This window comes from Devosia sp. RR2S18 (assembly GCF_030177755.1).
Classification (GTDB): Bacteria; Pseudomonadota; Alphaproteobacteria; order Rhizobiales; family Devosiaceae; genus Devosia; species Devosia rhizosphaerae.
Window position 1 is genome coordinate 2,127,298 of record NZ_CP126539.1, and the last position, 25,523, is coordinate 2,152,820.

Below are 25,523 nucleotides of genomic sequence, written 5' to 3' on the forward strand. Positions count from 1 at the left end.
GGTTTTTGCTGCTCTTTAGCTCGGCTTAATGAGTGCGTGACGCTTCTTGCCCACTGAAAGCTTGATTACCCCCTCGCTCAGCAGGGCATTGTCGCCCAGGACCAGCTTGTCATCTTCGATCACCGCATCATTGACCCGAACGGCTCCGGACTGCACGTGCCGACGGGCTTCGCCGTTGGAGCCAGCCAAGCCGGCCGTCACGAGGGCTGACAGAATGCCGATGCCGTTTGCCAGTTCGGCGTAGGATACCGTCGCGGTGGGCAGCGACAGGTCGAGTGCACCGGTCTCGAACGTAGCACGAGCGGTCGCCGCAGCTTCTTCGGCTGCGGCGCGGCCGCGGATCATGGCCGTTACTTCGGTGGCGAGACGTTTCTTGGCGTCGTTGATGTCCCCGGCGACCACACGGGCGATCTCGTCCAGCGGCAACGTGGTGTAGAGCTTGAGGAAGCGCTCGACGTCGGCGTCCTCCGTGTTGCGCCAGTATTGCCAGAAGTCATAGGCGGAAAGAAGGTCTGGGTTGAGCCAGATGGCGCCGTTCATCGACTTGCCCATCTTCTGGCCCGATGCCGTGGTCAGTAAAGGCGAGGTCAGGGCGTAGAGCTGTGGGGTGCCCATGCGGTGCCCCAGATCGATGCCGTTGACGATATTACCCCACTGATCCGAACCGCCCATTTGCAGACGCACACCGTAGCGCTTGTTGAGCTCCACGAAGTCGTAGGCCTGCAGGATCATGTAGTTGAATTCGAGGAAGCTCAGCGACTGCTCACGATCCAGGCGCTGCTTCACGGAATCAAAGCTCAGCATACGGTTGACCGAGAAGTGCTGGCCAACATCGCGCAGGAACTCGAGATAATTGAGCGGCAGCAGCCACTCGGCGTTGTTGAGCATCAACGCGTCCTTGGAGCCATCGCCAAAGGTCAGGTAGTTGGAAAAGACTTGCTTGATGCCGTCGATGTTAGACTGGATGGTGTCGACGGTCATGAGCTTGCGCGCCTCGTCCTTGAAGGACGGGTCACCCACCATGCCGGTGCCACCACCCATGAGAGCGACTGCGCGGTGGCCGGTCTTTCCCAGCCAGTGCAGCATCATGATCTGGATAAGGCTGCCGACATGCAGGCTCGACGCGGTGGGATCGAAGCCGATATAGGCGCTCACCGTCTCGGTGGCGAAAAGCCTGTCCAAACCTTCAGGGTCGGAGATCTGATGGATGAAACCGCGTTCGGAGAGGGTGCGGAGGAATTCTGATTTGAACTGGGTCATTTGATGCGATCCAAAGGTCGTCCCCGTCACAGGGTCATTCTCGCGCATGCGGGAACCTCTGTTTGAAAGGACCACCAGAAAGAAAACGGAGGTCCCCGCCTGCGCGGGGATACCGTGGTGGTTTCAATCGCCTCAGTGCGCTCTAATTAGCGCCCGCCGCCGGCGGCGATCTCTTGCCGGCGACGGTCGAGATAATCGGCGCAACGGGTGGTCAGTTCATCGATCTGGCCTTCGAAGAAGTGGTTCGCCCCGTCGACGATCTGCTGCTCGATGGTGATGCCTTTCTGCGTCTTCAGCTTGTCGACCAGCTTCTGAACCGAGGTGGGCGGGGCCACCCGATCCTTGTCGCCATGGATAATAAGACCGGAGGAAGGGCAGGGGGCCAGGAACGAGAAGTCGTAGAGGTTCTCGGGCGGAGCCACCGAGATAAAACCTTCCACCTCGGGGCGCCGCATCAACAATTGCATCCCGATCCAAGCACCGAAGGAGAAGCCGGCGATCCAGCACCCGCGCGATTCGCGATTGATGGTTTGCAGCCAGTCGAGCGCCGATGCGGCATCCGAGAGTTCGCCGATCCCGTGATCGAACAGGCCTTGCGAACGGCCGACGCCGCGCGAATTGAAGCGCAGCACGGCAAAGCCACGCTCGGCGAACATATAGAAGAGATTGTAGACAATCTGGTTGTTCATCGTCCCGCCGAACTGCGGGTGTGGATGCAGCACGATGGCGATAGGAGCGTTGGGCTCCTTGCCCGGCTGATAGCGGCCTTCCAGACGGCCTTCGGGCCCGTTGAAAATCACTTCTGGCATGGTGTTGTTCTTCCGGCCATTTGGCTCTGTTCGTGTGGCTTTGCCGAGCCCTCAGGGTTGGCGGGCATCCGCTTGACTAAGCGCGTCCCGCTCCCTAAAACATGGGTCGAAAAACCAGTTTAGAATTATTCGAAACTTGGTTTTGCGGCCGAAACCGGCCTGAGAGCGCCCCTTGTAATGAAGTTGGACGCCAAATTTCAAGAAGTGTTTGGAGTCGGCGGCCCGCGGGGCAGTTCGGTTCAGGCATGGACGGTATGAGCGGCGCGCATGCGCCACCTTGGAAACCATGATGGCGCGACAGGCGGTCTATCTCGATCACAATGCCGCAGCCCCGCTTCTTCCTGAAGCGCGGGCGGCGCTCCTTGCTGCTTTGGAACTGACGGGCAATGCGTCGTCTGTTCACAGCCACGGTCGCGCACTGCGCGATCTGATCGAGACCGCGCGAGGAAAGGTAGCGATCTTAGCGGGCGCCGATTCCAAGCAGGTGGTTTTCACCGGCTCGGCAACAGAGGCAATTACCCAGGCTATCGTCGGCGGCGCCAAGACCTTTGCCGCGGACGCGGTTGTTGTTAGCGGCGGTGAACACGCAGCGGTAACCAAGGCCGCAGAGGCAACGGGCTTGCCCGTAACAGCTATTGGCCTTCTGCCCGACGGGAGTGTCCATCTTGATCAATTGTCAGCGCGTCTGGTGGAAGCGGATGAGAAGGGGGAAACCCTTCTGGTGGCCCTGCATTGGGTCAACAACGAAACTGGTGTGGTGCAGCCTATCGGTAGGATCAACGCCATAGTTGGCCCTACCCGTCACACGCTGTTTATCGATGCGGTGCAGGCCTTGGGCAAGCTACCCCTCGAATTTGCCGCATCCGCTCCCGATATGATGGCTGTGAGCGGCCACAAAATTGGGGCTCCAGCGGGTGTAGGTGCGCTGCTGGTCAAGGGGCACGCCGACACGGTGCTGCTCATTCCGGGTGGTGGACAAGAGCAGGGACGGCGTGGTGGCAGTCCGGCCGCAGCGTTGATCGCTGCCTTCGGCGCAGCTGCGGCGGCATACCCCCAGCACTACGAGGCAGCTGGGGTGCCAGCTTTGTTGGAACGGCTGGAAGTCGGGTTGCGGAGTATTGCAGCCGCAACGGTTTTTTTCGGCGCGGATCGGATTGGCAATACGACCAACTTCGCCGTGCCAGGAGTGCAGAATACGACGGCCATGATGGCGCTGGATCTGGCGGGACTTTCCGTGTCCTCAGGATCGGCGTGCTCATCCGGCAAGGTCGGTCCGAGCCATGTGTTGGCAGCCATGGGCGTTGCTCCCGAGCTTGCACAGTGCGCATTGCGGGTCAGCCTGGGCTGGTCGACTACCGCAGAGGACGTCGATGCGTTCCTTGCTGGTTACCAATCCATTCTCTCGCGGCAGCGTGGCCGCGAAGGTGAAGCCGCCTAGCGGCATATAAGTTTTTGAAGGCTCGCGGCGACCTTGAATCGCCGATGGGTGATAAGGAGAAGCCGAAATGGCGTACGATATTCCGACGCTCAAGGAGAACATCGACCGCGACACGGTCGACCAGGTGCTGGCGCTCGATGTCGACAAGTACAAGTATGGGTTCGAGACACTCATCGAATCCGACGTTGCGCCTCCCGGTCTCAACGAGGATATCGTGCGTCTCATCTCGGCCAAGAAGGGCGAGCCTGAGTGGATGCTGAACTGGCGTCTGGAGGCTTTCCGTCGCTGGCAGACCATGCAGGAGCCCAACTGGGCCAAGGTGCACTACCCCAAGATCGATTTTCAATCGATCAGCTATTATGCAGCCCCCAAGACGACGAGCGGCCCCAAGAGCCTCGACGAAGTCGATCCCGAGCTGCTGCGGACCTATGAGAAGCTGGGCATTCCGCTCAAGGAGCAGGCAATCCTGGCAGGTGTGCAGGGCGCTGGCGAGCCGACGGGCGCGCCATTCAGCAGCAATGTGGCGGTTGACGCGGTCTTCGACTCGGTTTCGGTCGTAACGACATTCCGCAAGGAACTGGCCAAGCAGGGGATTATCTTCTGCTCGATCTCGGAAGCCATCCGAGAGTATCCGGAGCTGGTGCAGAAATATCTCGGGTCGGTCGTGCCGGTGACCGACAACTTCTACGCCACGCTGAACTCGGCTGTCTTTACCGATGGGTCCTTTGTCTACATCCCCAAGGGCGTGCGCTGCCCGATGGAGCTCTCGACCTATTTCCGCATCAACGAGAAGAACACTGGGCAGTTCGAGCGGACGCTGATCATCGCAGACGACGACAGCTATGTGAGCTATCTCGAAGGCTGCACCGCGCCGATGCGTGACGAGAACCAGCTGCACGCTGCCGTGGTGGAACTGGTGGCGCTCGACAATGCCGAGATCAAGTACTCGACCGTTCAGAATTGGTACCCAGGCGACAAAAACGGCAAGGGCGGGATCTACAACTTCGTTACCAAGCGGGGCGATTGCCGCGGCCACCACTCCAAGATCTCCTGGACGCAGGTGGAAACCGGCTCGGCCATCACCTGGAAGTACCCTAGCTGCATCCTGCGGGGCGACCATAGCCGGGGCGAGTTCTACTCAATCGCCATTTCCAACGGCTATCAGCAGGTCGATAGCGGTACCAAGATGATCCATTTGGGCAAGAATACGTCCAGCCGCATCATTTCCAAGGGTATTGCTGCCGGCTTCTCGGACAACACCTATCGCGGTCAGGTCTCGGCCCACGCCAAGGCGAAGAACGCCCGCAACTTCACGCAGTGCGATTCCCTGCTGATCGGTGACAAGTGCGGTGCCCACACCGTGCCCTATATCGAGAGCCGCAACGGTACGGCGGTGTTCGAGCACGAGGCAACGACGTCCAAGATTTCGGACGACCAGATGTTCTACTGCCAGCAGCGTGGCCTCGATGAGGAAGAAGCGGTGGCCCTGATCGTCAATGGGTTCGTGCGCGACGTGCTGCAGCAATTGCCGATGGAGTTCATGGTGGAAACCCAAAAGCTGATCTCGATCAGTCTCGAAGGCAGCGTCGGCTAACACAATCAAGCATCAATGCGGGCGGCGCTCAGGGCGACCCCGGCACAGTGGAGAAACAGATGACCACCCCAATTCTTGAAATCCGGAACCTGCACGCCCGTATAGAAGATCGCGAGATCCTCAAGGGCGTCAACCTGACCATTCCTGCCGGACAGGTGCATGCTGTGATGGGCCGTAATGGCTCGGGCAAGTCGACTCTGAGCTATGTGCTCGCCGGCAAGGAAGACTATGAAGTCACCGAGGGCGAGATCCTGCTCAACGGCGAAAACATTCTCGAGATGGAGCCCTCCGAGCGGGCCACTGCCGGTGTATTCCTGGCCTTCCAGTACCCGATCGAGATCCCCGGCGTTGCCACGATGACCTTCCTCAAGGCGGCCATCAACGCCCAGCGTAAGGCGCGCGGCGAAGGCGAGCTCTCGACGCCGGAATTCATGAGGGTCGTCAAGGAAGCCGGGTCGCAGCTCAATATCGATGCCAGCATGCTCAAGCGGCCGCTCAATGTCGGTTTCTCGGGTGGCGAGAAGAAGCGTGCCGAGATCCTGCAGATGGCGCTGCTGAAGCCCTCGCTCTGCGTACTCGACGAGACTGACTCTGGCCTCGACATCGACGCTCTGCAACTGGTCTCCAAGGGCGTGAACGCTCTACGCGCAGAGAACCGGTCGATGCTGGTCATCACCCACTACCAGCGTCTGCTCAACCACATCGTGCCGGACGTGGTGCATGTGTTCAGCGATGGTCGCGTCGTGGAAAGCGGCGATAAGGACCTGGCGCTGCAGCTCGAAGCCCGCGGCTACGCCGAATTCGACACGACGGCGGCCTGACCCATGCGCCAGAGTTTTCCCGTCCGCCTCGGCCCCGCCGAGGACGCCCTTATCGCCCAGCTCAAGGCGGCTGGCGCCGATCCGGTAGCCGAGCGCATCAGTGTGGCCGGCCTGCCGACCCGTCGCGTCGAGAGCTACCACTATACCGATCTCAAGACATTGCTGCGAGCAGTGCCGCCGGTAGGCGCACCGGCCAACCAGTCGGACGTTCCAGCCCTCCCTATCGACGGCGCGTTCAACCTGACATTGGTCAACGGTGTGGCTCAGCAGCAGGGGGAGGCCCCGGCCGGCCTCGCGCTCGATACCGTCAAAGGTGGCGTGCTCACCACGCGCGATGATATCCTCGTGCAGGTCAACAATGGCCTCGTGCGAGAAGCGCTGTCCCTGAATGTCTCTGCCGGCCTTAAGCAGGTGGTCCAGATTGCGCGCCGGATCGAGGGCGACGCCGCCCATGTCGCCGATGCGGTCAAGATCTTCGTGGCAGATGGGGCCACTGCCACCATCGTCGAGACCTTTTCGGGCTCGGACGCAGCGCATGTGGGTAACCACGCCAGCTATGTGGCCCTGGGCAAGGGGGCGGTCTTGACCCACATCACGGTAGATCTCAGCGCCCGGTCGGCCTCGCATTTCGCCAGCAACGAATACCATCTCGCCGATGGCGCGAAGCTGCGGACGCTGGTGATCCATGCGGGTGCAGGGCTCGCTCGGACCAATCTCTTCCCGCAAATGGGTGGAGCGGCGGCGCATGCGGACGTCACGGGGCTCAACCTCGTGTCGCCTGGTCAGCACGCCGACATCACCATGGAAACGCACCATGCGGTGCCCCACACCTCGTCCCAGCCGCTGTTCAAGTCGATTGCCCGGGGGCGTTCAACGGCGGTGGTGCAGGGCAAGCTCGTGGTTGCTCGTGACGCGCAGAAGACCGACGCCAAGTTCATGCATCAGGGCCTGATGCTCTCCGACGAGGCGGAGATTTTGTCCAAGCCCGAGCTCGAGATCTATGCCGACGACGTGGTCTGTGGCCATGGTTCGACCTGCGGCAAGCTCGACGAAGACAGCCTTTTCTATCTCCTCAGCCGCGGTATTCCGAAGGCGGAAGCCGAGACCATGCTGGTGCGCGGCTTTATCGCCGAACTGCTCGATCCGATCGAGGACGAGGCGCTCAATGCATCGCTGCAGGACGTCGTCGACGCCTGGCTGTTGGGCAAGTGAACCCGAGATCCTCGTGGTCAACGGCGCACCGCACGCCTGACCATGAGGGTTTCTCCGCGTCACCTTCTGGTGGGACATCATGACCTTCGATCTCGAAAAAGTCCGTGCCGATTTCCCGATCCTTTCCGAAGAAATCCACGGTAAGCGGCTGGTCTATCTCGATAGCGGTGCATCGGCGCAAAAGCCGGTGCAGGTGCTCGACCGCATGGATCACGCGTTCCGGCATGAATACGCCAATGTGCACCGCGGGCTGCATACGCTCGCCAACCGCGCGACCGAAGCCTATGAGGGCGGCCGCCTGGCGGCTCAGAAGTTCCTTAATGCTGGGCGGTTTGAGGAGATCATCTTCACCAAATCGGCGACCGAGGCGATCAACCTTGTGGCGCAGTCTTTCGCTGTGCCTCGGATCGGGGAAGGCGATGAAATCGTCACCACCGTGATGGAGCACCACTCCAACATTGTGCCCTGGCATTTCCATCGCGAGCGCAAGGGTGCGGTGATCAAGTGGGTCGATGTGCGCGAAGATGGTAGCTTCGACCTTGATGCTTTCGCGGCAGCGCTGAGTGAGCGCACACGTATCGTCGCGATTACCCATATGAGCAACGTGTTGGGCACGGTGACCCCCATCAAGGAGATCATCGAGATCGCCCATGCGCGGGGCATTCCCGTTCTGGTGGATGGCTCACAGGGGGCGGTGCACACCAAGGTGGACGTGCAGGATCTCGACGCCGACTTCTACGTGATGACCGGTCACAAGCTCTATGGGCCCACCGGCATCGGCGTGCTCTATGGGAAGTATGACCTGCTTGCGGAAATGCAGCCCTACCAGGGCGGCGGCGAGATGATCGACACGGTGTCCCTGGATGGCGTCACCTATAACGAACCGCCGCACCGTTTCGAAGCCGGTACGCCGCCGATCGTGCAGGCGATCGGGCTAGGGGCCGCGCTCCAGTACATCGAACAGCTCGGTCGTGAGAATATCGTGGCGCATGAACATGCCGTGGCCGAGTATGCGCAGGAGCGGCTGAGCCGCATCAACTCCCTTCGTCTGATCGGCACGGCTCCGAACAAGGGCGGCATCTTTGCCTTCGACATCGAAGGGGCACATGCGCATGACGTCGCCACCATTCTTGACCGCTATGGCATCGCCGTTCGGGCGGGGACCCATTGCGCCATGCCGCTGCTCAATCGTTTTGGCGTGACCTCTACATGCCGGGCCTCCTTCGCCCTATATAACGGCAAGGACGACGTAGACGCGTTGGTGGACGGCATCGAGCGCGCCCAGAAATTTTTCGCGTAAGCCGCGGGGATCCAAATGACTGATGAAACTGAAACCGCCATCACGCCCGCTACCGACACCCGCATCGCTCCCAGAATTGGGCAAGGGATCCCCGAAGGAGACGTCGAGCGCATCACGACCGATCTGATCGGTGCCCTCAAGACCGTCTATGACCCGGAAATCCCAGTCGACATCTATGAGCTCGGACTCATCTACAAGGTCGACCTGGATGATGACCGGAACCTCACGATCGACATGACGCTCACCGCCCCGGGTTGTCCGGTCGCCGGCGAGATGCCCGGCTGGGTGGAAAACGCGGCTCGCAGTGTCGAAGGCATTCAGGACGTGACCGTGAACATGGTCTTTGATCCGCCTTGGGATGCCTCTCGCATGAGCGAGGAAGCTCAAGTTGCGCTGAACTGGTGGTAATCTTGGACGTTCACGCCTATATATCGTGAAACGCCGATAGAAAGACACTGCTCATGGCCTTCAAGATCATGTCGCTGACAGATGCCGCCGCCGACCGCATCAACGAGATCATGGAAGACTCCGACAAGCCGGTCATTGGCGTGCGTGTGGGTGTCCGGAATGCCGGCTGCGCGGGCATGGCCTATACGCTGGATTATGTCGCTGAGCCGGTAGCTGGCGATGACCACGTCAGCGACAAAGGTGTCGAGGTTTATATCGAGCCCAAGGCGACGATGTTCCTCCTCGGAACGATCATGGATTTTGAAGAGACCAAGATGACGTCCGGGTTCACTTTCAAGAATCCGAACCAGACCGGCGCCTGCGGCTGCGGTGAGAGTGTTCAGCTTAAACCCGCAGACCTCAAGGCGATTGCCGAGGCGCGGGCAGGGGCCTAGTTCACGGTCTTGAGGGATCGTTTTTGGTTCCGCGCAGTGCCATGCCGTCGGCTTCCGCAGTTGCAGAAGCCATGTGGCTAGTGCATTGATCGGGCATCATGCCACACTCCCTTCCTGACGCTCTCACCATCGTTCCGCCCGGTCGCCCGCTCGTGGGCCGCGTAGCCCCTCCTGGGTCGAAATCGATAACGAACCGTGCGTTGTTGCTGGCCGCCCTCGCGCATGGCACCAGTCGGCTTTCCGGTGCTCTCAAGAGCAAGGATACGACGCTTATGGCGGCCGCCTTGCGGCAGATGGGCGTGGTTGTCGAGGAGCCGGATGCCACGAGTTTCATCGTGACGAGCTCGGGGCGCCTTCAGCCGCCGACCGAGCCGCTGTTCCTGGGAAATGCTGGCACTGCCACCCGCTTTCTCACCGCAGCGGTCGCCACCGTGGCAGGCGAAGTCGTGGTCGACGGCGACGAGGATATGCGCAAGCGTCCCATCGCTCCGCTGGTGAGTGCACTTCGAGCCCTTGGCGTCGATGCCGATGCGCCAACCGGCTGTCCACCGGTGACCATTCGCGGCAAAGGCACCTTTGCGGCCGGACGGGTTGAGATCGATGCCGGCCTCTCCAGCCAATATGTCTCGGCCCTCCTGATGATCTCGCCGCTCGGAGAGGGGCCCATAGAAGTCGCATTGACCGGCACCGAGATCGGCGCGCGGGGCTATGTGGACCTCACTCTCTCTGCCATGCGGGCGTTTGGAGCTCAGGTGGACCAGGTCGATGCCGGCACTTGGCGGGTCGATGCCAAAGGCTACCGCGCGACCGACTATGCCATAGAACCAGATGCATCGGCCGCAACCTATCTGTGGGGCGCCGAAGCACTTACGGGCGGGAACATCGACCTCGGGGTGGCTGCTGACGCCTTCACGCAGCCAGACGCCGCAGCTCAGGCCGTGCTCGCACAGTTTCCGAACATGCCGTCGGTCATCGATGGTTCACAGATGCAGGATGCGGTTCCCACTCTGGCTGTGGTTGCCGCGTTCAACAATCATCCAGTACGCTTTACCGGCATCGCCAATCTTCGCGTCAAGGAGACTGACCGCGTTCGCGCCGTCGCAAACGAGCTGAACCGCATTTTGCCAGGATTGGGAACCGAAGAGGGCGACGATCTGCTGGTGGCCTCTGATCCTGAGTTGGCGAGAAAGCTTGCTGGCCGCAATAGCCGGATAGAGATTGAGACCTATCACGACCATCGCATCGCCATGGCCTTCGCCCTGGCAGGGCTGCGCATACCCAATATCGTTATCCTCGACCCGGCCTGCACCGGTAAGACCTATCCCGAATACTGGGACATGCTGGAGGGCTTGGGCGTCACGCTCCAGCCCGAGCGTTAGGCCGCGGATGCACTTTCGGCGCTGGGCAGATCTGTCTCGCTGATGACCTTGTTTCGACCAGCCGATTTCGCTGCATAGAGGCAGCGGTCCGCTCGTTCGATCAGGGCTGCAGCTGTCTCGCCCAGCCGGTACTCAGCGATACCGAAGGACGCCGTGATCCGTCCGAGCTTCTCGTTGGTCGAACGCTTCAGCAACTCCTTGGCATGCACAGCGCGACGGATATTCTCCGCTACGATAGTTGCGCCGATCAGATTGGTTGAAGGCAGGATGGCGGCAAACTCCTCCCCGCCGAAACGCGCGGCGAGGTCGTTGCTGCGGATGTTTGATTTCAATGTCATAGCGACAAGCCGCAACACCTGATCCCCGGTCTGGTGCCCGAAATTGTCGTTGAAAGTCTTGAAATGGTCGATATCGGACAGCATCAGGCAGAATGGTGCACCGCCGCCTTCGGCGGTCTCGATGGCGTTGGCGAGTTCCTGCTCGAAGCGCTTGCGGTTGGCAATCTTGGTCAACGGATCCAGGAGTGACTCGCGCCGAACGTCATCAAGGTCGCGCTGCAGGGAGGCAATGTCGTCACGCGAGGATTCGAGTTTTCGCTCGAGTTCAGTATTAGTATCCTGCATGTGACGGGTTTCTGCGAGAAGCCGCGCAGCCAGTGCCTTCAATGCTGACTCGGAGGCATCGTTCTCGAGGTCATCCGTCACCGACTCAAGTGAGCCGGAATAGGCATGTGCGGTGTTCATCGCGGTTTCGATAGCGAGATGCATCGCGTCGATGCGCTCGTTCATGCGCTCGGATACGCTCGACATGCGATCCTGCACGTTGGCTTTCAAGAACTCGTTGTAGAGGCTTTGAGCCGCCGCCTCCGAAAAGGCAGTCCCGCTTCTGAACAGGGAATTGAGGTGCTGGTTGAGAGTCGGGTTCACACCCGTCGCATAGGTGAACAGCAGCTCGTAAAATTGGGGGTAGGGGGGAATCCCGCTGCGCTTCAGGAGTTCCAAGGCGGTGTCGGCATAGCCGACCGCCCGATCAAAGTCCTCTTCGGCCACAGCTTCCCCCGCGCTTCGTTGCGCCCTGAACCGCACGCTTGCACCGCGCGATTCATTCCGTCGTGGTGTTTATCGCCGCAAACGATCTGGAAAGCAAAGTACCTATGAGAGTTTTAGCGGCTCGGAGGTATGCTAGCAGTCGCTAGTTACTGATCCGTGTCGGACGCAGCAGGAATGCCGGAACCGGCCCGTCATTGCCAAATGGCGTCCCATCGCTCTCCACCTCCTGCAGATCGGCGGGCGGCCGCCCACGCGGTGGTCTGCCGCGGGCCGGCCTCGCTGGCTTTGCTTCCGCAGGCGGGTTGGGCGCTTCGGCCGCGAGCACAGGTGCTGCTTCCGCCACTTCCGGCGCTTCAGCCGTCCGGCGACCGCCACGCGCACCCCCGCGCGTTGCACCGCGTCTGGAGCGGGCTGGCCGGCTGGGTGCCTCTTCCTCGCTGCTGGTCGCTGGCGCAGCAGGGACACCTGCGGGCTCAAGATATTCGATTGGCTTCTGGATGAGCTTCAGGATCGCGTCCAAGTGCTTGCTGTCGGCAGATGACACCAGCGTATAGGCAGCACCTGTCCGGCCAGCACGGCCTGTTCTGCCGATTCTGTGGACATAATCCTCGGCATGCACCGGCACGTCGAAATTGAAGACGTGGGTGACGGCCGGAATATCGAGGCCGCGGGCAGCAACATCGCTGGCCACCAGAAGTGTCAGCTTGTCGGCCTTGAAGGCGTCCAGGGTTTCCGTGCGGCTTTTCTGGTCCATGTCGCCATGGAGGGCGCCGGCATTGTAGCCATGGCGCTGCAGCGACCGTGCCAACGTGGCCACGTCCCGTTTGCGATTGCAGAAGATGATGGCGTTGGTAAGCCCCTCGGAGGCGTCGATTGCAGCCCGCAGGCCAGCCCGCTTCTCGTCTGGCTTGTTCGATACGCGGATGAGCTTCTGGTCGATGGTCTCGGCCGTCGAGCTCTGGCGTGCCACCTGGACGCGCACCGGATCGTTGAGAAATTTCTTGGTGAGGCGCTCGATCTCAGTCGACATGGTTGCGGAGAACAACATGGTCTGGCGTCGCGCCGGCAGGCGCGAACAGATCTTCTCGATGTCATCGATGAAGCCCATGTCCAGCATGCGGTCAGCCTCGTCGATGACGAGGATGTCCACGCCATTGAGCAGGATCTTGCCGCGATCAAACTGGTCGAGCAGGCGACCTGGGGTGGCGATCAGCACGTCGACGCCACGATCAAGCTTCTTGTTCTGCTCTTCGAAGCTGACGCCGCCAATGATCAGAGCCATGGTCAGTCGATGGTTCTTGCCGTACTTTTCGAAGTTGTCGGCAACCTGGGCGGCGAGCTCTCGGGTTGGCTCGAGGATGAGCGTCCGCGGCATGCGTGCGCGCGCTCGGCCATTCTCAAGGAGCGTCAGCATGGGCAGAACGAACGAAGCCGTCTTGCCGGTGCCGGTCTGGGCGATGCCTATGATGTCCTTCTTGTCGAGGACGTGCGGGATGGCCTGCGCCTGAATCTCGGTCGGCGTCGTGTATCCGGCGGCAACGACCGCCTCGGTTACTTTGCTGGATAGGCCAAGCCCGGAGAAGTTTTCAGTCAAATTCGATTAACCCACTCGTGGTGTTGCCCAGCGCCAGTCCCCTCCGAGACATTCGGATGGGAGCGCCGAGGTGGTGCCGCGCCGGCACATGCCAAGACATGCGCCTTGCCGCAGTTGCGGACTGCAAGGAAGTCAAACAACGCGTCCGCTCTGGGGCGGCCACCGGGCGGAAGTGCAAAGTTCGCAGAGCGAGGAATTAGCCCTGAGGCAGCTTCAGCAAAAAGCGAACGAATGCCCGCCAACCGGATGCTCCAGCGGCGCGGACCTTAACGCAAAGGCCTTGTCTGTCAACGGCTTTGCCGCAGTTAGTCTTAATTGGGGACTGACTGGCTAGATATCAAGATCAGTAACAAAGGCGGCATTCTCCTGAATGAAGTCAAACCGTGCTTCTGGCTTGCTGCCCATGAGCCGATCGACGCTGATGCGGGTGGCATCGAGATCATCACGAATCTTGACCTGAAGCAGCGTCCGCGTCTTGGGCGACATCGTGGTTTCCCGCAGATGTACGAACGGCATCTCGCCCAAGCCTTTGAACCGCGTGGTGTCCACTTTTCCTTTGCCGGTGAACTCGGTGGCCATCAACTCCACCCGGTGGGGCTCGTCGCGTGCGTAGAGCGTCTTGCCACCCTGGGAGATGCGGTAGAGCGGCGGAAGGGCCAAAAACAGATGACCGTTGTCGATCAGCTTGGGCATTTCCTGGAAGAAAAACGTCATCAGCAGCGAAGCGATGTGAGCGCCGTCGACGTCAGCATCGGTCATGATGATGATCTTGTCGTAGCGCAGGTCTTCCTCGCGATAGCGGTCACGGGTGCCGCAGCCGAGTGCCTGGATCAGGTCGGAAATGGCCTGGCTGGCCGCCAGCTTTTCACGACTGGCGCCAGCTACGTTCAGGATTTTGCCGCGCAACGGCAGCACGGCCTGGCTGGTGCGATTGCGCGCCTGCTTGGCGCTGCCGCCAGCCGAGTCGCCCTCAACGATGAAGAGTTCGGCGCCTTGTGCTGCGCTCTGCGTGCAGTCCGCCAGTTTGCCCGGCAGCCGCAATTTGCGGGTGGCGCTGGCACGGTCGATCTCTTTTTCCTTGCGCCGGCGGAGCCGCTCCTCGGCGCGCTCAACGGCCCAGTCGAGCAGCTTGCCGGCTTGGTTTGGCGATGCCGCCAGCCAGTGGTCGAAAGCGTCTCGCAGGGCGTTGTCGACAATCCGCGTGGCTTCTCCCGAAGCCAGCTTGTCCTTGGTCTGCCCGACGAACTCAGGCTCGCGCACGAAGACCGACAACATAGCCGAGCAGTGTGCAAACACATCCTCGGCCGTGAGGATTGCTGCGGCCTTGTTCTTGGTCAGTTCAGCATAGGTCTTGAGACCACGCAGAAGCGCGGTGCGCAGACCCTGCTCGTGGGTCCCGCCATCGGGCGTCGGCACAGTGTTGCAATAAGAGGAAACGCCACCATCCCCCAGTGTCCAAACAATGGCCCACTCGACGGCGCCATGGGTACCCGCCTTGCCGTGAAGACCTGAAAAGATCTCATCAACAATCCGGGTTTCACCCTCGACGCGGGCAGCCATGAAGTCCCGGAGGCCCGCGGGATAGTGGAACACGGCCTTGGCTGGCGCATCGTCGTTGGCGAGGCTCTCGTCGCAACTCCAGCGCAACTCCACGCCACCGAAAAGGTAGGCCTTGGCGCGCGTCATGCGGAAGATCCGCGCGGCGGAAAAGCGAGCGTTCTCGCCGAAAATCTGGGCGTCGGGGTGGAAGCGGGTGGTGGTGCCCCGGCGATTATTGACCCGGCCGATCACCTCGACCTTGGTCAGCGGTTTGCCGCGTGAATAGGTCTGGCGATAAAGGGTCTGATCGCGGGCGACTTCGACCACCAGATCGTCGGAAAGGGCGTTCACGACCGAAACGCCGACGCCATGCAGCCCGCCCGAAGTTTCATAGGCCTTGGAGTCGAATTTGCCGCCAGCGTGTAGCTTGGTCAAAACTAGCTCAAGCGTAGATAATTCTGGTTGTTTCGGATGCGGCTCCACAGGGATGCCGCGGCCGTTGTCGGAAACGGTAACGTAGCCGTCGGCGCCGAGATGGACCTCGATCCGGGTGGCGTGACCGGCTATGGCCTCGTCCATGGAATTGTCGATGACCTCGGCGAAGAGGTGGTGCAGGGCATTGGCGTCGGTGCCGCCGATATACATGCCAGGGCGCCGGCGCACCGGCTCCAGACCTTCAAGAACCTCGATGTCTGCAGCCGTGTAACTGCCTGCCAAACCCTGCTTTTTTGGCATTGGCGCGGGTTCCCGCGAAGGCTGCTCGGCACGGTCGGGGGCGGCGAAAAGATCTTCAGCTTGCGACATTGATTTCCGTCTTTGCACCCGAATCGGGCGTTTTCACGTGTCTTCACCATAACGCAAAGGCAAGCCGCCCAGAGGGGCAGGGGGCGCTTAGGCCGTGATTTCCCCACAAACCTGAACGGAAGATGAACGTGGCTTACCGGCCCGGTTCAAGCCCCGGGTTAAAATATCACCAGATCGGCGACGGGCAGCCATGGAGACCAAGATGACTACGACGTTGACCCGCTTCAAGACCGCAGCTTCCGCTTTGTGCATCGGCATGGCTTTAGCAGCGGCTACTCCGGTTGCGGCGCAGGAGAGCCTCTCCCCGACCACAGGCTCGGATTATGCCCGGGGTAGTTGGGGCAACGGGTTCGGGCCGCGGCACTGGCAGCATTGGAACGACGGCGGCTGGGATAGGCCAGAACATGGTCGTCGTTGCCTTCGCGATCGCGAAGTGCGCCGCGGCATCGGCGACTATGGCTATCGGAATGTGGAGATCGTTGGCGAGCTGCGCCGAGATCGCGTTGAAGTGCGGGCGGTCAAGCGAAACTGGCTCTACAGCATGCGCGTTGACCGCTGCACGGGGGAGGTGGACCGGGTTGAGCGTCTGCGGCGCATGCGCGGCGGCTATGCCGACAGTCACGGTGGACTAGACCTCGACGGTGGGTTCCATCTCGATTTCAACTTCGGCAATTGAAGCCGCCCGCGAGTAAATGGAGGACGGAATGCGCAAGGCTGCAGCCCTGATGTTGACCGCGACGCTCCTAGCGTCGAGCGCCGTTGCCCCGGCTCAGGCGCAGCGCTTCGGCATCTTCTTTGGAGATGAACCTAGCGACTTCTACCCTGAACGGATCATCTGCATGACCGACCGGCAGATCCGGGATGCCATTGCCAAGGCAGGCTACTCAAACATCGCGCTCAACGTACCGCACGAAGAGCACGTTCAGGTGCGAGCGACCCGAGGCGGCAACGTCTATCTGCTGGACTTCAACTACTGCACGGGCGTGATCGAGGGCTGGCAGATGTTGCGTCCCGCGAACTGAGGCGTAGCAGAGCAAGCGTCCCAAGATCGGTCGGCAGGTTTACCTTCCGTTTGCTTCTTGAAAGCACTTTCTTAAACGCGGGCCGCTAAAACTATGTGCATACGGTTTTTGTTTGGAGTTGCCGTATGCGAACCCTTCGGGACCGCAGTATTGCGTATCCGGCCCCGCTTGGTTCGGACTTCTTCGGTGTTTGGCCGCAAGCCGGATTTGTTGGTATTGCGTACCGGCTGGCCAAGCTCTCGATGCCTCGCTCTGTGACAGTAGCCGCTGTTGCCCTGCTTTTTTACTTCGCTTGAGTGCTCGGCATTGATTTCCGGCACCGCCATTGCTATCGCTTCCGCATTCGAGAAAGCCAACCTAGGGAGGGCTCAATGACTGTCTTGTTCGAGCATCGCTCCCGCGGTCCCGTCTTCGCCCTGTGGCTCAAGCTGCAGGGCTGACCAGGTACTGGTACGGACTTCTGTCTCCCATTCTGGTTTGCCCGTCCTTGCGGTTTAGTGGTGCGCTGCACCCTAACCGTATTCCAGGCATAAGCGCCGATGCGCGCTGAACCAGTGAGACTAAGATGGGCTCGATCAGCCTTCAGAACGCCGGCATAACGGCAACCGACACCCTCTTTTCCAATCTCAATCTCGTCGTCGCTGACGGCGACCGCGTGGGGTTGATCGCCGGCAATGGCCGCGGCAAGTCCAGCTTATTGCGGGCAATTGCGGGGTTGAGCGAGCTTACCCAAGGTGAGATCGTCAGGTCACGTGGCCTGCGCATCGGCTATATCGAACAAGACCTGCCACAGCAGGTCAGGGATATGACCTTCTACGACACAGTGCTGGAAGCGCTACCTTCTGCCGATCGCGATTTTGAGAGTTGGCGTGTCGACGTGGTGCTCGATGAGTTTGAGACACCGGCTGGTATGCGTAACCGTAAGCTGACCGAACTGAGCGGCGGCTGGCAGAGGATAGCGTTGATCGCTCGCTGTTGGGTGCTGCAACCCGACGCCCTGCTGCTCGACGAGCCGACCAATCACCTCGATCTCGGCAAGCTCTACCAGTTGGAGAACTGGATCAGTCAGTCTGCCCACAATATTCCGATGGTCGTGGCCAGCCATGATCGACAGTTCCTCGACGCCACCACGAACCGCACGCTGTTCCTGCGCCCCGACCAATGTCACTACTTCAGCCTTCCCTATAGTCTCGCGCGTGTAGCCCTTGCGGAGACCGACGAAGCGGCGGCGGCCAAGCGGGAGCGCGACCTCAAGGAAGTCACTCGCCTGCGCAAGCAAGCAGCCAAGCTGACCAATGTGGGGATCAACTCAGGAAGCGACCTGTTGGTAGTCAAATCGAAATATCTGCGGGAGCGCGCAGCCAAGATCGAGAGCGCCGTTCTTGCGGTCTACAAGGAGCGTTCCGGCGACATCCAACTGGGCAATAGCGGTGCGCAAGCCAAGGTCATGCTGGCGGTCGAGAACGTGACGGTGCAAGCGCCGGCAGGGGAGAAGCTGTTTACTGTCGACAAACTGCACCTTTTTCAGGGTGATCGGGTGGTGATCCTTGGTCGCAACGGGGCTGGGAAGTCGCAGTTCATGGGGCTGCTGCACCGAGCCATGCGTGGTGAGGAGCAGTCCGGTGTTCGTGTTAGCCCGCAGCTCACGGTCGGCTATGTCGACCAAGCGATGAGTTTCTTGCCTGAGAGAGTTTCACCGCTGAGTTACATCACCGATCGGTACAACGCCGGAGACCAAAGGAGCAAAAGCCTGCTCGCCGCAGCGGGGTTTCCGGTGGAGAAGCAGGAGCGGCCCATCGCCGAATTGTCCTTTGGTCAGCGGGCGCGGCTAGGCCTCCTCGCTATTCGGCTCAGCGAACCCAACTTCTACCTGCTCGACGAGCCGACCAACCATGTGGACATTGCTGGCCAGGAACGGCTGGAGGATGAAATCCTGACCCATGGAGCGAGTTGTATCCTCATTTCGCATGATCGCAGTTTCGTTCGTGGACTGGGCAGTCGCTTCTTTGTCATTGAGGGCAAGAAGCTCAGGGAAGTGGATAATCCGGAGCTATTCTTCGCGCGAGCAGCGCGTGGCGAGACTTAGATGAGTAACTGCGAGGTGTTTGCGCCTTCCAAGCAGCATCTTCTTAACGCCTCCAGCCTAGATTTCACCGGTATGTGAATGGGAACGGGAGTGCCCATGTTTCAGGAGGCGGATGAGGGCCTGTCTCCACGGCGGTCGGAGTTCGACTGGCATGACGTGCGCTTTATCGGCGCCGCCGCCGGACGCTATGCGCTGCCTGATCGCCGGAGCGCCCAAGGCGGCAAGGCACCAGTTTATGCCTGCCGGCTCAGCTCGATCTCAACGAAGCTACTGGTTGCGGTCGGGCCAGTACTCGGCAAGACCGGAGAACTTGTCAGCGCCTTTTTCGACGAGTTCGGCATGATCAAGGGCCGGATCCACCGCAGCCTGCCGGAGGGCTTCGTGCTGGAACTGACGCTCTCGGACAAGGAACGCGACAAGCTGGGCGCCAAGATCGCCTGGCACAAAAAGAAAGTCCACGAGCAGGTGCCGGACAAGCGGGAGGCCAAGCGCTTCCTGCCGCGCGATCCGCGGACCCTCATCACCCTAGGGGACGGTGCCCGCGTCCCCGGCTTCATCATCGATGTGTCGTGCTCGGGAGTTGCCGTCTCCGCAGACCTCGAGCCTTCGATCGGCACCCCCATGGCCGTCGGCAAGCTTGTGGGCCGAGTGGTCCGCCACCTGGATGTCGGTTTCGCCATCCAGTTCCTGCAGGTACAGGAGCGCGAACGGGTCGAAGCTCTCCTCGCGCCGCCACAAGACTGACTGGCTAATCCTCCCGGGCCAGGTCCGCGAGCAGCCCCGCGGCAACCGATAGCCGCGACACAGTCAAGGTACCCTGCGTCAGGTCGGCAACTGCGGCCGCAGTGCGCTCTACCCCGGCTTGGCGAGCCCCGGTCCAATGGGCCAGCCGCTCAGCGACGTTGCCATCGCCACTCCGGAGCACATCGACGGTCAGATCCCGCTGTGCCCGCACCAAATTGGCTAGTGCCCTATCCAGCGCCATCCGTTCGAACCGATCGGTCAGTTTGAGGCTGCGGCCCTGCTCGATGACGTTCATCAGATCAAAAGCCGCAAGAACGCCGAAGAAGGCAGTGGCGCCATGCTGCACGGGAACGCCCACGCGCTCGCTGACAGCGACCACGTCGCTGGCGAAAGACAGCAAGGGGAGCTCAGCCACGCGACGGGCTAGCTGGGGTGGTACCGAGCGGGCCACGAGACTATCGACGGTGGCGGCAATTCCGCGCTGCAGCTCTGGACGCAGCGTGCCAATCTGCTCGCGCAGAAACTCGGCGCCGGCGCGGTGTCGCTGCACCAGTTCGGACAGGCTTTGCGTAACATCTTCGTTGCGCAAGAACCAAAGCACTTCCTGACGCAGGAGCGCCTGGATGGCGGCATAGAGTTCGAGCTGGACTGTGCCGGAAACTTCATTGTCCAACGCATCGACCATGGCGTTGAGTTCGGGCAGGCCGAAGACGTCCCGAGTTGCGGCATAGGCGAGGGCGATATCACCTGGTCCCGCGCTCGTGCCGGCGATCAGCTCGTTGGCGAAGGCAGGGCCGCCGCGATTGATCATGGCATTGGCCAGCACGGTGGCGATCACCTCGCGCTTGAGCCGATGCTGCTGCACCGCTTCGGGGTAGGTCTGGTGCAGCTTATCGGGGAAATAGCGGAAGAGTTCCCCGGCCAGATAGGGATCGTCGATTGCCGTGCTGTCGAGCAAGTCGGCGTAGAGGGTCAGCTTGGCATAGGCGAGGAGGACGGCAAGTTCGGGCCGCGTCAGCGCGGTCTCGCGCTGGTCGAGTGCGGCGGCGGTCGGCAGGAACTCGACCTTGCGGTTGAGGAGCCCACGCTGTTCCAATGCGTGCATGAGTTCCCGATGGTCGGGCAGGGCCCCGAGGCCCTCGCGCTCGGTCAGGGACAAGGCAAGCCCCTGGAGATAGTTATTGCGCAGGCAGAGCGCCGCAACCTCCTCGGTCATACCGGCGAGAAACCGGTTCCGCTCTTCCAGGGTCAGCCTGCCATTGGCGAGCAAGGGCGCAACGGCGATCTTGATGTTGACCTCGAGATCGGACGAGTTAACGCCCGCGGAATTGTCGATAGCGTCGGTGTTGATCCGGCCGCCGCGCAGGGCAAATTCCACACGCCCCCGCTGGGTCAGGCCCAGATTGGCGCCTTCGCCTATCGTAAAAGCGCGCAATTGATCGGCGGCGACGCGGATGGCGTCATTGGCCCGGTCGCCCACCTCGGCATCGGTTTCGGTGCTGGCGCGGATATAGGTGCCGATGCCGCCGAACCAGAGGAGGTCAACCCGGGCCCGGAGAATGGCGGACATGATCTCGGCGGGCGTGGCATGCTCGCCTTCAAGGTCGAGCACAGCACGCATCCGCGGGCTGAGCGCGATGGATTTCACGCCGCGGGAAAAGACGCCGCCGCCGCCCGAGATAAAGCTCTTGTCGTAGTCCTGCCAGCTGGAGCGAGGTAGTTTGAAGAGCCGCTCACGCTCGGCGAAGCTCTTTGCCGGATCGGGATCAGGATCGATGAAGATGTCGCGGTGATCGAAGGCGGCGATCAGTCGTATCTCGCGCGAGAGCAGCATGCCATTGCCGAAGACGTCGCCGCTCATGTCGCCCACGCCCGCAACGGTGAAGGGCTGGGTTTGGATATCGCGATCGACTTCGCGGAAGTGGCGCTTGACCAGTTCCCACGCGCCCCGGGCGGTGATGCCCATTTCCTTGTGGTCGTAGCCGGCAGAGCCGCCCGACGCAAAGGCATCGCCGAGCCAATAGCCGCGGGACTGCGCGATGCCGTTGGCGGTGTCGGAGAAGCTGGCGGTGCCCTTGTCGGCGGCCACCACCAGGTATGGATCGCTGGCGTCGCGGCAGACCACCTCCTGCGGCGGCACCACCTGACCGTCGACCAGATTGTCGGTGACATCGAGAAGCGAGCCGATGAAGATCTTATAGGCGGCTAGCCCTTCGGCCTGGGCGGCCTCGCGCGGCATACCGGCCTTGAGGTGTTTGGGGACGAAGCCGCCCTTGGCGCCGACCGGCACGATGACGGCGTTCTTGACCTGCTGCGCTTTCACTAGCCCCAACACTTCGGTGCGGAAATCCTCGGGCCGATCCGACCAGCGGATGCCGCCACGGGCAATGGCACCGAAGCGGAGATGAATTCCCTCGACCCGCGGCGAATAGACCGAGATCTCACGATAGGGCCGCGGCTCGGGCATGCCCTCGATCTGGCTGCTGTCGAACTTGATGGCGAGCGCGGGGCAATAGTTGCCTTCGGCGTCGTTCTGGAAGGCGTTTGTGCGCAGCGCCGCTTCGATCAGATTGAGGAAGCGACGCACAATGGTGTCCTCATCCAACGAGGTCATGGCGTCGAGGCAGTCAGCGATGCGCGCACGGGCTGCGTCGGCCTTGGTTTCGCGGCCGGTAGTCGAGGGATCATGCAGTGCGTTGAAGAGCTCGACCAAGGCCGAGGCGGCTTGCGATTGCGTGACGAGGACTAGCGCGATGTACCGCTGTGAATAGGAGATGCCGACCTGCCTAAGGTAGCGGGAGAGCCCGCGGAGGAGTGCCGCGTCGCTCCAATCGAGGTCAGTGCGGGTTACGAGAGAATTGAGCTGATCGCTTTCGGCGCGCCCGTCCCACACGGCCAGAAGCCCGTCTTCAACCGCTTCACGTCGGCCCGCAACGTCGAATGGCTGGCCATTAGCGAGTTCGACGCTCATGTCGTGGACGTAGTAGCGAGTGCGATCGCGCGGGATGACGGTGTCGGTCCTTTCCTCGATCACACGGAAGCCGAAGGCCTCGAGCATGGGCACGCGCTCGGAGAGCGGAATGGCGTTGTGGCGCTGGTAGTATTTCAGGCCGATCTGGCCATTGCCGCAGTCGCGGAGGCGGACCGCAATGCCTTCACCCAGAGACTGCAGGACGGCGATGTCAGCCGCCGCGTCAGCGGCAGTGTTGCGGGTTTGGTAGGCAGCCGAAAAGGCGCTGCGGTAATCGCTGACAGCGGCGGGATCCGGCGCAGCCGACATCAGGAGGTCGCCGAACTGGGCGGTAAGCTTTTCGACTTCGGCTTCGAGTTCGGCACGGTTGGGGCGCGGCGTCGGCCCGCCAACACGCCCGATGATTACGTGGACCCGCACCAGGGAGGCTTCAAGGAAGTGCGGGTAAAAGGCCGACACCCGGCCGTCATAGACGCGGGCGAGATAATCGGTGATGCGGGAGCGGACCTCGGCGTCGTAGCGGTCGCGCGGTACATAGACGAGCACCGACACGAAATTGTCGAAGCGGTCGATGCGCGGGAGCACCCGCACGCGCGGGCGATCGTGCAAAGCAGCGATTGTGGTGGCGAATTCTTCGAGCTGGTCGATGTCGATCTGGAACAGTTCGTCGCGCGGATAGCTCTCGAGTGCTGCAAGGAGCGTCCGACCGTCATGGCCCTGCGGATCAAAGCCCGAGCGCTGCATGACGGCTGCGATCTTGCGCCGGACGATCGGAACCTGGGCGTGGGGCGTGGCTTGCGCTTGGGCGGTGAAGAGGCCGACCACCCGCAACTCGCCAATGGGCTTCCCTTCAGCATCGAAGCGCTTGATGCCGACATAATCGAGGTGCGTTCGGCGGTGCACCCGTGCTCGGAGATTGGCTTTGGTGATCAAGAGCGGTTCGGGTTCGGAGAGAAACGATGCGTGCTGCGGGGTGGAGTGCACGAAATCAGGTCCGCTGCGCAGGACCCTAAGGTCTGGGTCGCGCATGATCCCCAAGCCGCTTCCGTCCACCGGCACCAGTTCGCCCGCTGACAGGTCGTAGGTCCGGGTACCTAGGAAAGTGAAGTTGTGCTGGAGCAGCCAGTCGAGGAACTGGGCTGCTTCCTCCCCACCGGTCTGCTTGAGCAGCTGGGCTGCGGCGCTCACGCGCTCCTGCATCCCGTTCCAGTCGCTAGTTGCCTGGACGACCTCTTGCATGGTTGCTTCGATCTCATGCCGCAAAGCATCGGCATCCGCGACAGGGTCGCTGTGGATATGCAACAGACTGAGTGGCCGGCCATCGGAGGAGACTTGCCCACCAGCCACACGGACCATCGGGTGGGCGAAAAGGCGCGTTGTGCCCCCCGAGGCCCGCACGGCTGCCAGAACGCTGTCCACGATAAAGGGCATGTCGGGAGATATGACGTCGATGATGATCGGCTCAGCCGGATCGGTCGAGGTGGTGATCACCACTTGGCTTTCGTCTCCCGAGAACTCCGTCAGCAAAGCAAAAGCGCGGCGCAGTCGATTCTCGAGCTGTTGCAGGGGTGCCTGTGCCAAATCCTCAGGGTCACTGGATTTGGCTGCCGTGAGGAGGAAAAGTGCGAAGCCCGGTTCGCTCTCCGCTAGCGCATCGGCGCGCTTGAGCAACTCGGTTTGGTTCGCCTGCGTCGCATTCATGCCGTGCCCTTCCGTATGCAGCAACGGGCGTTCAGCCCATCTCATTAGCTAACATCTCTGGTGCGAAACTGTTGCGACGCAATCTCCGCATACCCAGGCGAGGGGTGATCGCTGTGGGATCGCGCGAGATCGTCAAGGCAATCGCATCGCTGTTGCTGGGGCATGCTTAGCAAAGTGTTTCCTGCCAGAGCCCGGACGGTGTCAAACCAGCCTTGTTAATCCCTACTTAACTGATAGTCTTTTCGCATCCTTCTAGTGGAGCATCGCGATGAAGATCATCGCTCGAGTCCTTGCCTATGTCGCTCTTGTCGCGGCCCTTGCCCTTGGATTTGCAATCACCGCACACGGCCAGTGGCCGGCGGAGTTTGCCCTAATCAGTGCACCGTAGCCGGTGAAACCGGAGGTCCGCCCATGCCGCCGATCTTAGGACCAGCCCAGAAGACGACGTAGAGAAGCTCGCGGCCTGCTGCGTCGGTGATCTCTATGGAGCGGGGCAAACCTGTATCGCCACCGGTGCTGGCAGCTCGATCAACAATGGCTCGCCCAAGTTCAGCTGCATTGTGTTCGGCTGCGTCCAGGTCTTGGAGTTCGACGCCGTCTGTGTCGCGGATCAGTTCGTCGTCGGTGCGATAGTGAAAATAGAACTTTGGCACGTGCGCCTCCCTCTTTGCGGGAAACTGATGGGGCGCAGAGGGGTTGCACCCTTCACAAGCTTTGCAGGTCTAGACTTCCTCGTCGAGCACGCCGAGCCGATGATAGTGATGGCGTTGCCAGAGGAGTGGCGAGCGGCTGGTGATGGTCTCGGCCTCGATCACCGCACCGGCAAACAGCACATGAGTGCCAGTCTCGATCGACCCTATGACCTCACAGTCGAGAGCTGAAACGGCGCCTTGGAGCATGGGGCTTCCAGAAGGCCAAGCGGACCACTCCCCGACATCGAAGCGCTCTTCGGGATCGACGGCGCCGGCGAAGGCATCGGCAAGATGCTGCTGATCCTCAGCCAGCATGGCGAATGAGAACCTGCCAGTTTTGGCGATCACGTCCGCCAACCGGCTCACCATGTCGATGGAGATGAGGATCGCGGGCGGATTGACTGACAAGGACAGCACGGAGGTGACGGTGCGGCCAAGACGCTCGTCGCCACGGCGGGCAGTCACCACCGTAACAGTCGCTGCCATGGCCGACATGGCAGCACGAAACTCGGCGTTGCCCACGGGGGGACGTCGGGATGGCCGCAAAGCCATGGTATCGGGCATGTCGAATCCGGCCATGCTGTTCAAGAGTGCACCTCGCGATCCTCAATCCGTGGTTCTGGCGGGAGTTCCAATCCCACCAGGGAGAGCCGGGTTGTTGTTAAC

20 protein-coding genes are annotated in these 25,523 nt (G+C 61.3%); 12 read left to right on the plus strand and 8 right to left on the minus strand.

Annotated features, from left to right (window positions below; translation table 11 throughout):
• Positions 1-15: 15 nt before the first annotated feature.
• Both tyrS and QOV41_RS10610 read right to left on the minus strand, forming a co-directional pair.
• Complete coding sequence (gene tyrS, locus QOV41_RS10605; RefSeq protein WP_284576455.1) at positions 16-1,260, minus strand: tyrosine--tRNA ligase; 1,245 nt, start codon at positions 1,258-1,260, stop codon at positions 16-18.
• Between the two features lie 146 nt (positions 1,261-1,406).
• The gene (locus QOV41_RS10610; protein WP_284576456.1) at positions 1,407-2,069 is read right to left on the minus strand and encodes an alpha/beta hydrolase; all 663 of its coding nucleotides are present in this window, start codon (positions 2,067-2,069) and stop codon (positions 1,407-1,409) included.
• A gap of 289 nt (positions 2,070-2,358) precedes the next feature.
• Between QOV41_RS10610 and QOV41_RS10615 the strand changes: the two genes are divergently transcribed.
• From QOV41_RS10615 to aroA, 8 genes are all read left to right on the plus strand, one after another.
• Positions 2,359-3,507 (plus strand): cysteine desulfurase family protein, encoded by a 1,149-nt coding sequence (locus tag QOV41_RS10615; protein ID WP_284576458.1) that lies wholly within the window; start codon positions 2,359-2,361, stop codon positions 3,505-3,507.
• Between the two features lie 67 nt (positions 3,508-3,574).
• Positions 3,575-5,101: a Fe-S cluster assembly protein SufB gene (gene sufB / locus QOV41_RS10620; RefSeq protein WP_284576459.1), complete on the plus strand. Its 1,527-nt coding sequence runs from the start codon at positions 3,575-3,577 to the stop codon at positions 5,099-5,101.
• A 71-nt stretch (positions 5,102-5,172) separates the two neighbouring features.
• Positions 5,173-5,922: a Fe-S cluster assembly ATPase SufC gene (gene sufC / locus QOV41_RS10625; protein WP_284581274.1), complete on the plus strand. Its 750-nt coding sequence runs from the start codon at positions 5,173-5,175 to the stop codon at positions 5,920-5,922.
• 3 nt (positions 5,923-5,925) lie between these two features.
• The gene (gene sufD, locus QOV41_RS10630; RefSeq protein WP_284576460.1) at positions 5,926-7,134 is read left to right on the plus strand and encodes a Fe-S cluster assembly protein SufD; all 1,209 of its coding nucleotides are present in this window, start codon (positions 5,926-5,928) and stop codon (positions 7,132-7,134) included.
• Between the two features lie 79 nt (positions 7,135-7,213).
• The gene (locus tag QOV41_RS10635; RefSeq protein ID WP_284576461.1) at positions 7,214-8,434 is read left to right on the plus strand and encodes a cysteine desulfurase; all 1,221 of its coding nucleotides are present in this window, start codon (positions 7,214-7,216) and stop codon (positions 8,432-8,434) included.
• A 15-nt stretch (positions 8,435-8,449) separates the two neighbouring features.
• Positions 8,450-8,842, plus strand: a complete 393-nt coding sequence (locus tag QOV41_RS10640) for an SUF system Fe-S cluster assembly protein (protein WP_284576462.1) — start codon at positions 8,450-8,452, stop codon at positions 8,840-8,842.
• 53 nt (positions 8,843-8,895) lie between these two features.
• The gene (locus QOV41_RS10645) at positions 8,896-9,276 is read left to right on the plus strand and encodes a HesB/IscA family protein (protein WP_284576464.1); all 381 of its coding nucleotides are present in this window, start codon (positions 8,896-8,898) and stop codon (positions 9,274-9,276) included.
• A 98-nt stretch (positions 9,277-9,374) separates the two neighbouring features.
• Entirely contained in the window at positions 9,375-10,655 is a 1,281-nt protein-coding gene (gene aroA / locus QOV41_RS10650) for a 3-phosphoshikimate 1-carboxyvinyltransferase (protein ID WP_284576467.1), read from the plus strand.
• Here the strand turns inward: aroA and QOV41_RS10655 are convergent.
• From QOV41_RS10655 to parE, 3 genes are all read right to left on the minus strand, one after another.
• Positions 10,652-11,704: a GGDEF domain-containing protein gene (locus tag QOV41_RS10655; RefSeq protein ID WP_284576468.1), complete on the minus strand. Its 1,053-nt coding sequence runs from the start codon at positions 11,702-11,704 to the stop codon at positions 10,652-10,654. The two genes, aroA and QOV41_RS10655, sit on opposite strands and share 4 nt — an antisense overlap.
• Positions 11,705-11,846: 142 nt before the next feature.
• Complete coding sequence (locus QOV41_RS10660) at positions 11,847-13,298, minus strand: DEAD/DEAH box helicase (RefSeq protein ID WP_284576469.1); 1,452 nt, start codon at positions 13,296-13,298, stop codon at positions 11,847-11,849.
• Between the two features lie 330 nt (positions 13,299-13,628).
• Positions 13,629-15,641: a DNA topoisomerase IV subunit B gene (gene parE, locus QOV41_RS10665; RefSeq protein ID WP_415926704.1), complete on the minus strand. Its 2,013-nt coding sequence runs from the start codon at positions 15,639-15,641 to the stop codon at positions 13,629-13,631.
• A gap of 202 nt (positions 15,642-15,843) precedes the next feature.
• Here parE and QOV41_RS10670 point away from each other — a divergent pair, with 202 nt between their 5' ends.
• From QOV41_RS10670 to QOV41_RS10685, 4 genes are all read left to right on the plus strand, one after another.
• Positions 15,844-16,317, plus strand: a complete 474-nt coding sequence (locus QOV41_RS10670; RefSeq protein ID WP_284576472.1) for a hypothetical protein — start codon at positions 15,844-15,846, stop codon at positions 16,315-16,317.
• A 28-nt stretch (positions 16,318-16,345) separates the two neighbouring features.
• Positions 16,346-16,663, plus strand: a complete 318-nt coding sequence (locus tag QOV41_RS10675; RefSeq protein ID WP_284576473.1) for a hypothetical protein — start codon at positions 16,346-16,348, stop codon at positions 16,661-16,663.
• Positions 16,664-17,228: 565 nt separating this feature from the next.
• Positions 17,229-18,749 (plus strand): ATP-binding cassette domain-containing protein, encoded by a 1,521-nt coding sequence (locus QOV41_RS10680; RefSeq protein ID WP_284576474.1) that lies wholly within the window; start codon positions 17,229-17,231, stop codon positions 18,747-18,749.
• A 96-nt stretch (positions 18,750-18,845) separates the two neighbouring features.
• Entirely contained in the window at positions 18,846-19,493 is a 648-nt protein-coding gene (locus QOV41_RS10685) for a PilZ domain-containing protein (protein WP_284576475.1), read from the plus strand.
• A 4-nt stretch (positions 19,494-19,497) separates the two neighbouring features.
• Here the strand turns inward: QOV41_RS10685 and QOV41_RS10690 are convergent, their stop codons facing one another.
• The 3 genes from QOV41_RS10690 to QOV41_RS10700 form a co-directional block, all read right to left on the minus strand.
• A complete protein-coding gene (locus tag QOV41_RS10690; RefSeq protein WP_284576478.1) occupies positions 19,498-24,165 on the minus strand; it encodes an NAD-glutamate dehydrogenase in 4,668 nt (1,555 codons plus the stop codon).
• A gap of 374 nt (positions 24,166-24,539) precedes the next feature.
• Positions 24,540-24,818: a DUF6894 family protein gene (locus QOV41_RS10695; RefSeq protein WP_284576479.1), complete on the minus strand. Its 279-nt coding sequence runs from the start codon at positions 24,816-24,818 to the stop codon at positions 24,540-24,542.
• A 69-nt stretch (positions 24,819-24,887) separates the two neighbouring features.
• A complete protein-coding gene (locus tag QOV41_RS10700) occupies positions 24,888-25,421 on the minus strand; it encodes a flavin reductase family protein (RefSeq protein WP_284576480.1) in 534 nt (177 codons plus the stop codon).
• Positions 25,422-25,523: the final 102 nt, after the last annotated feature.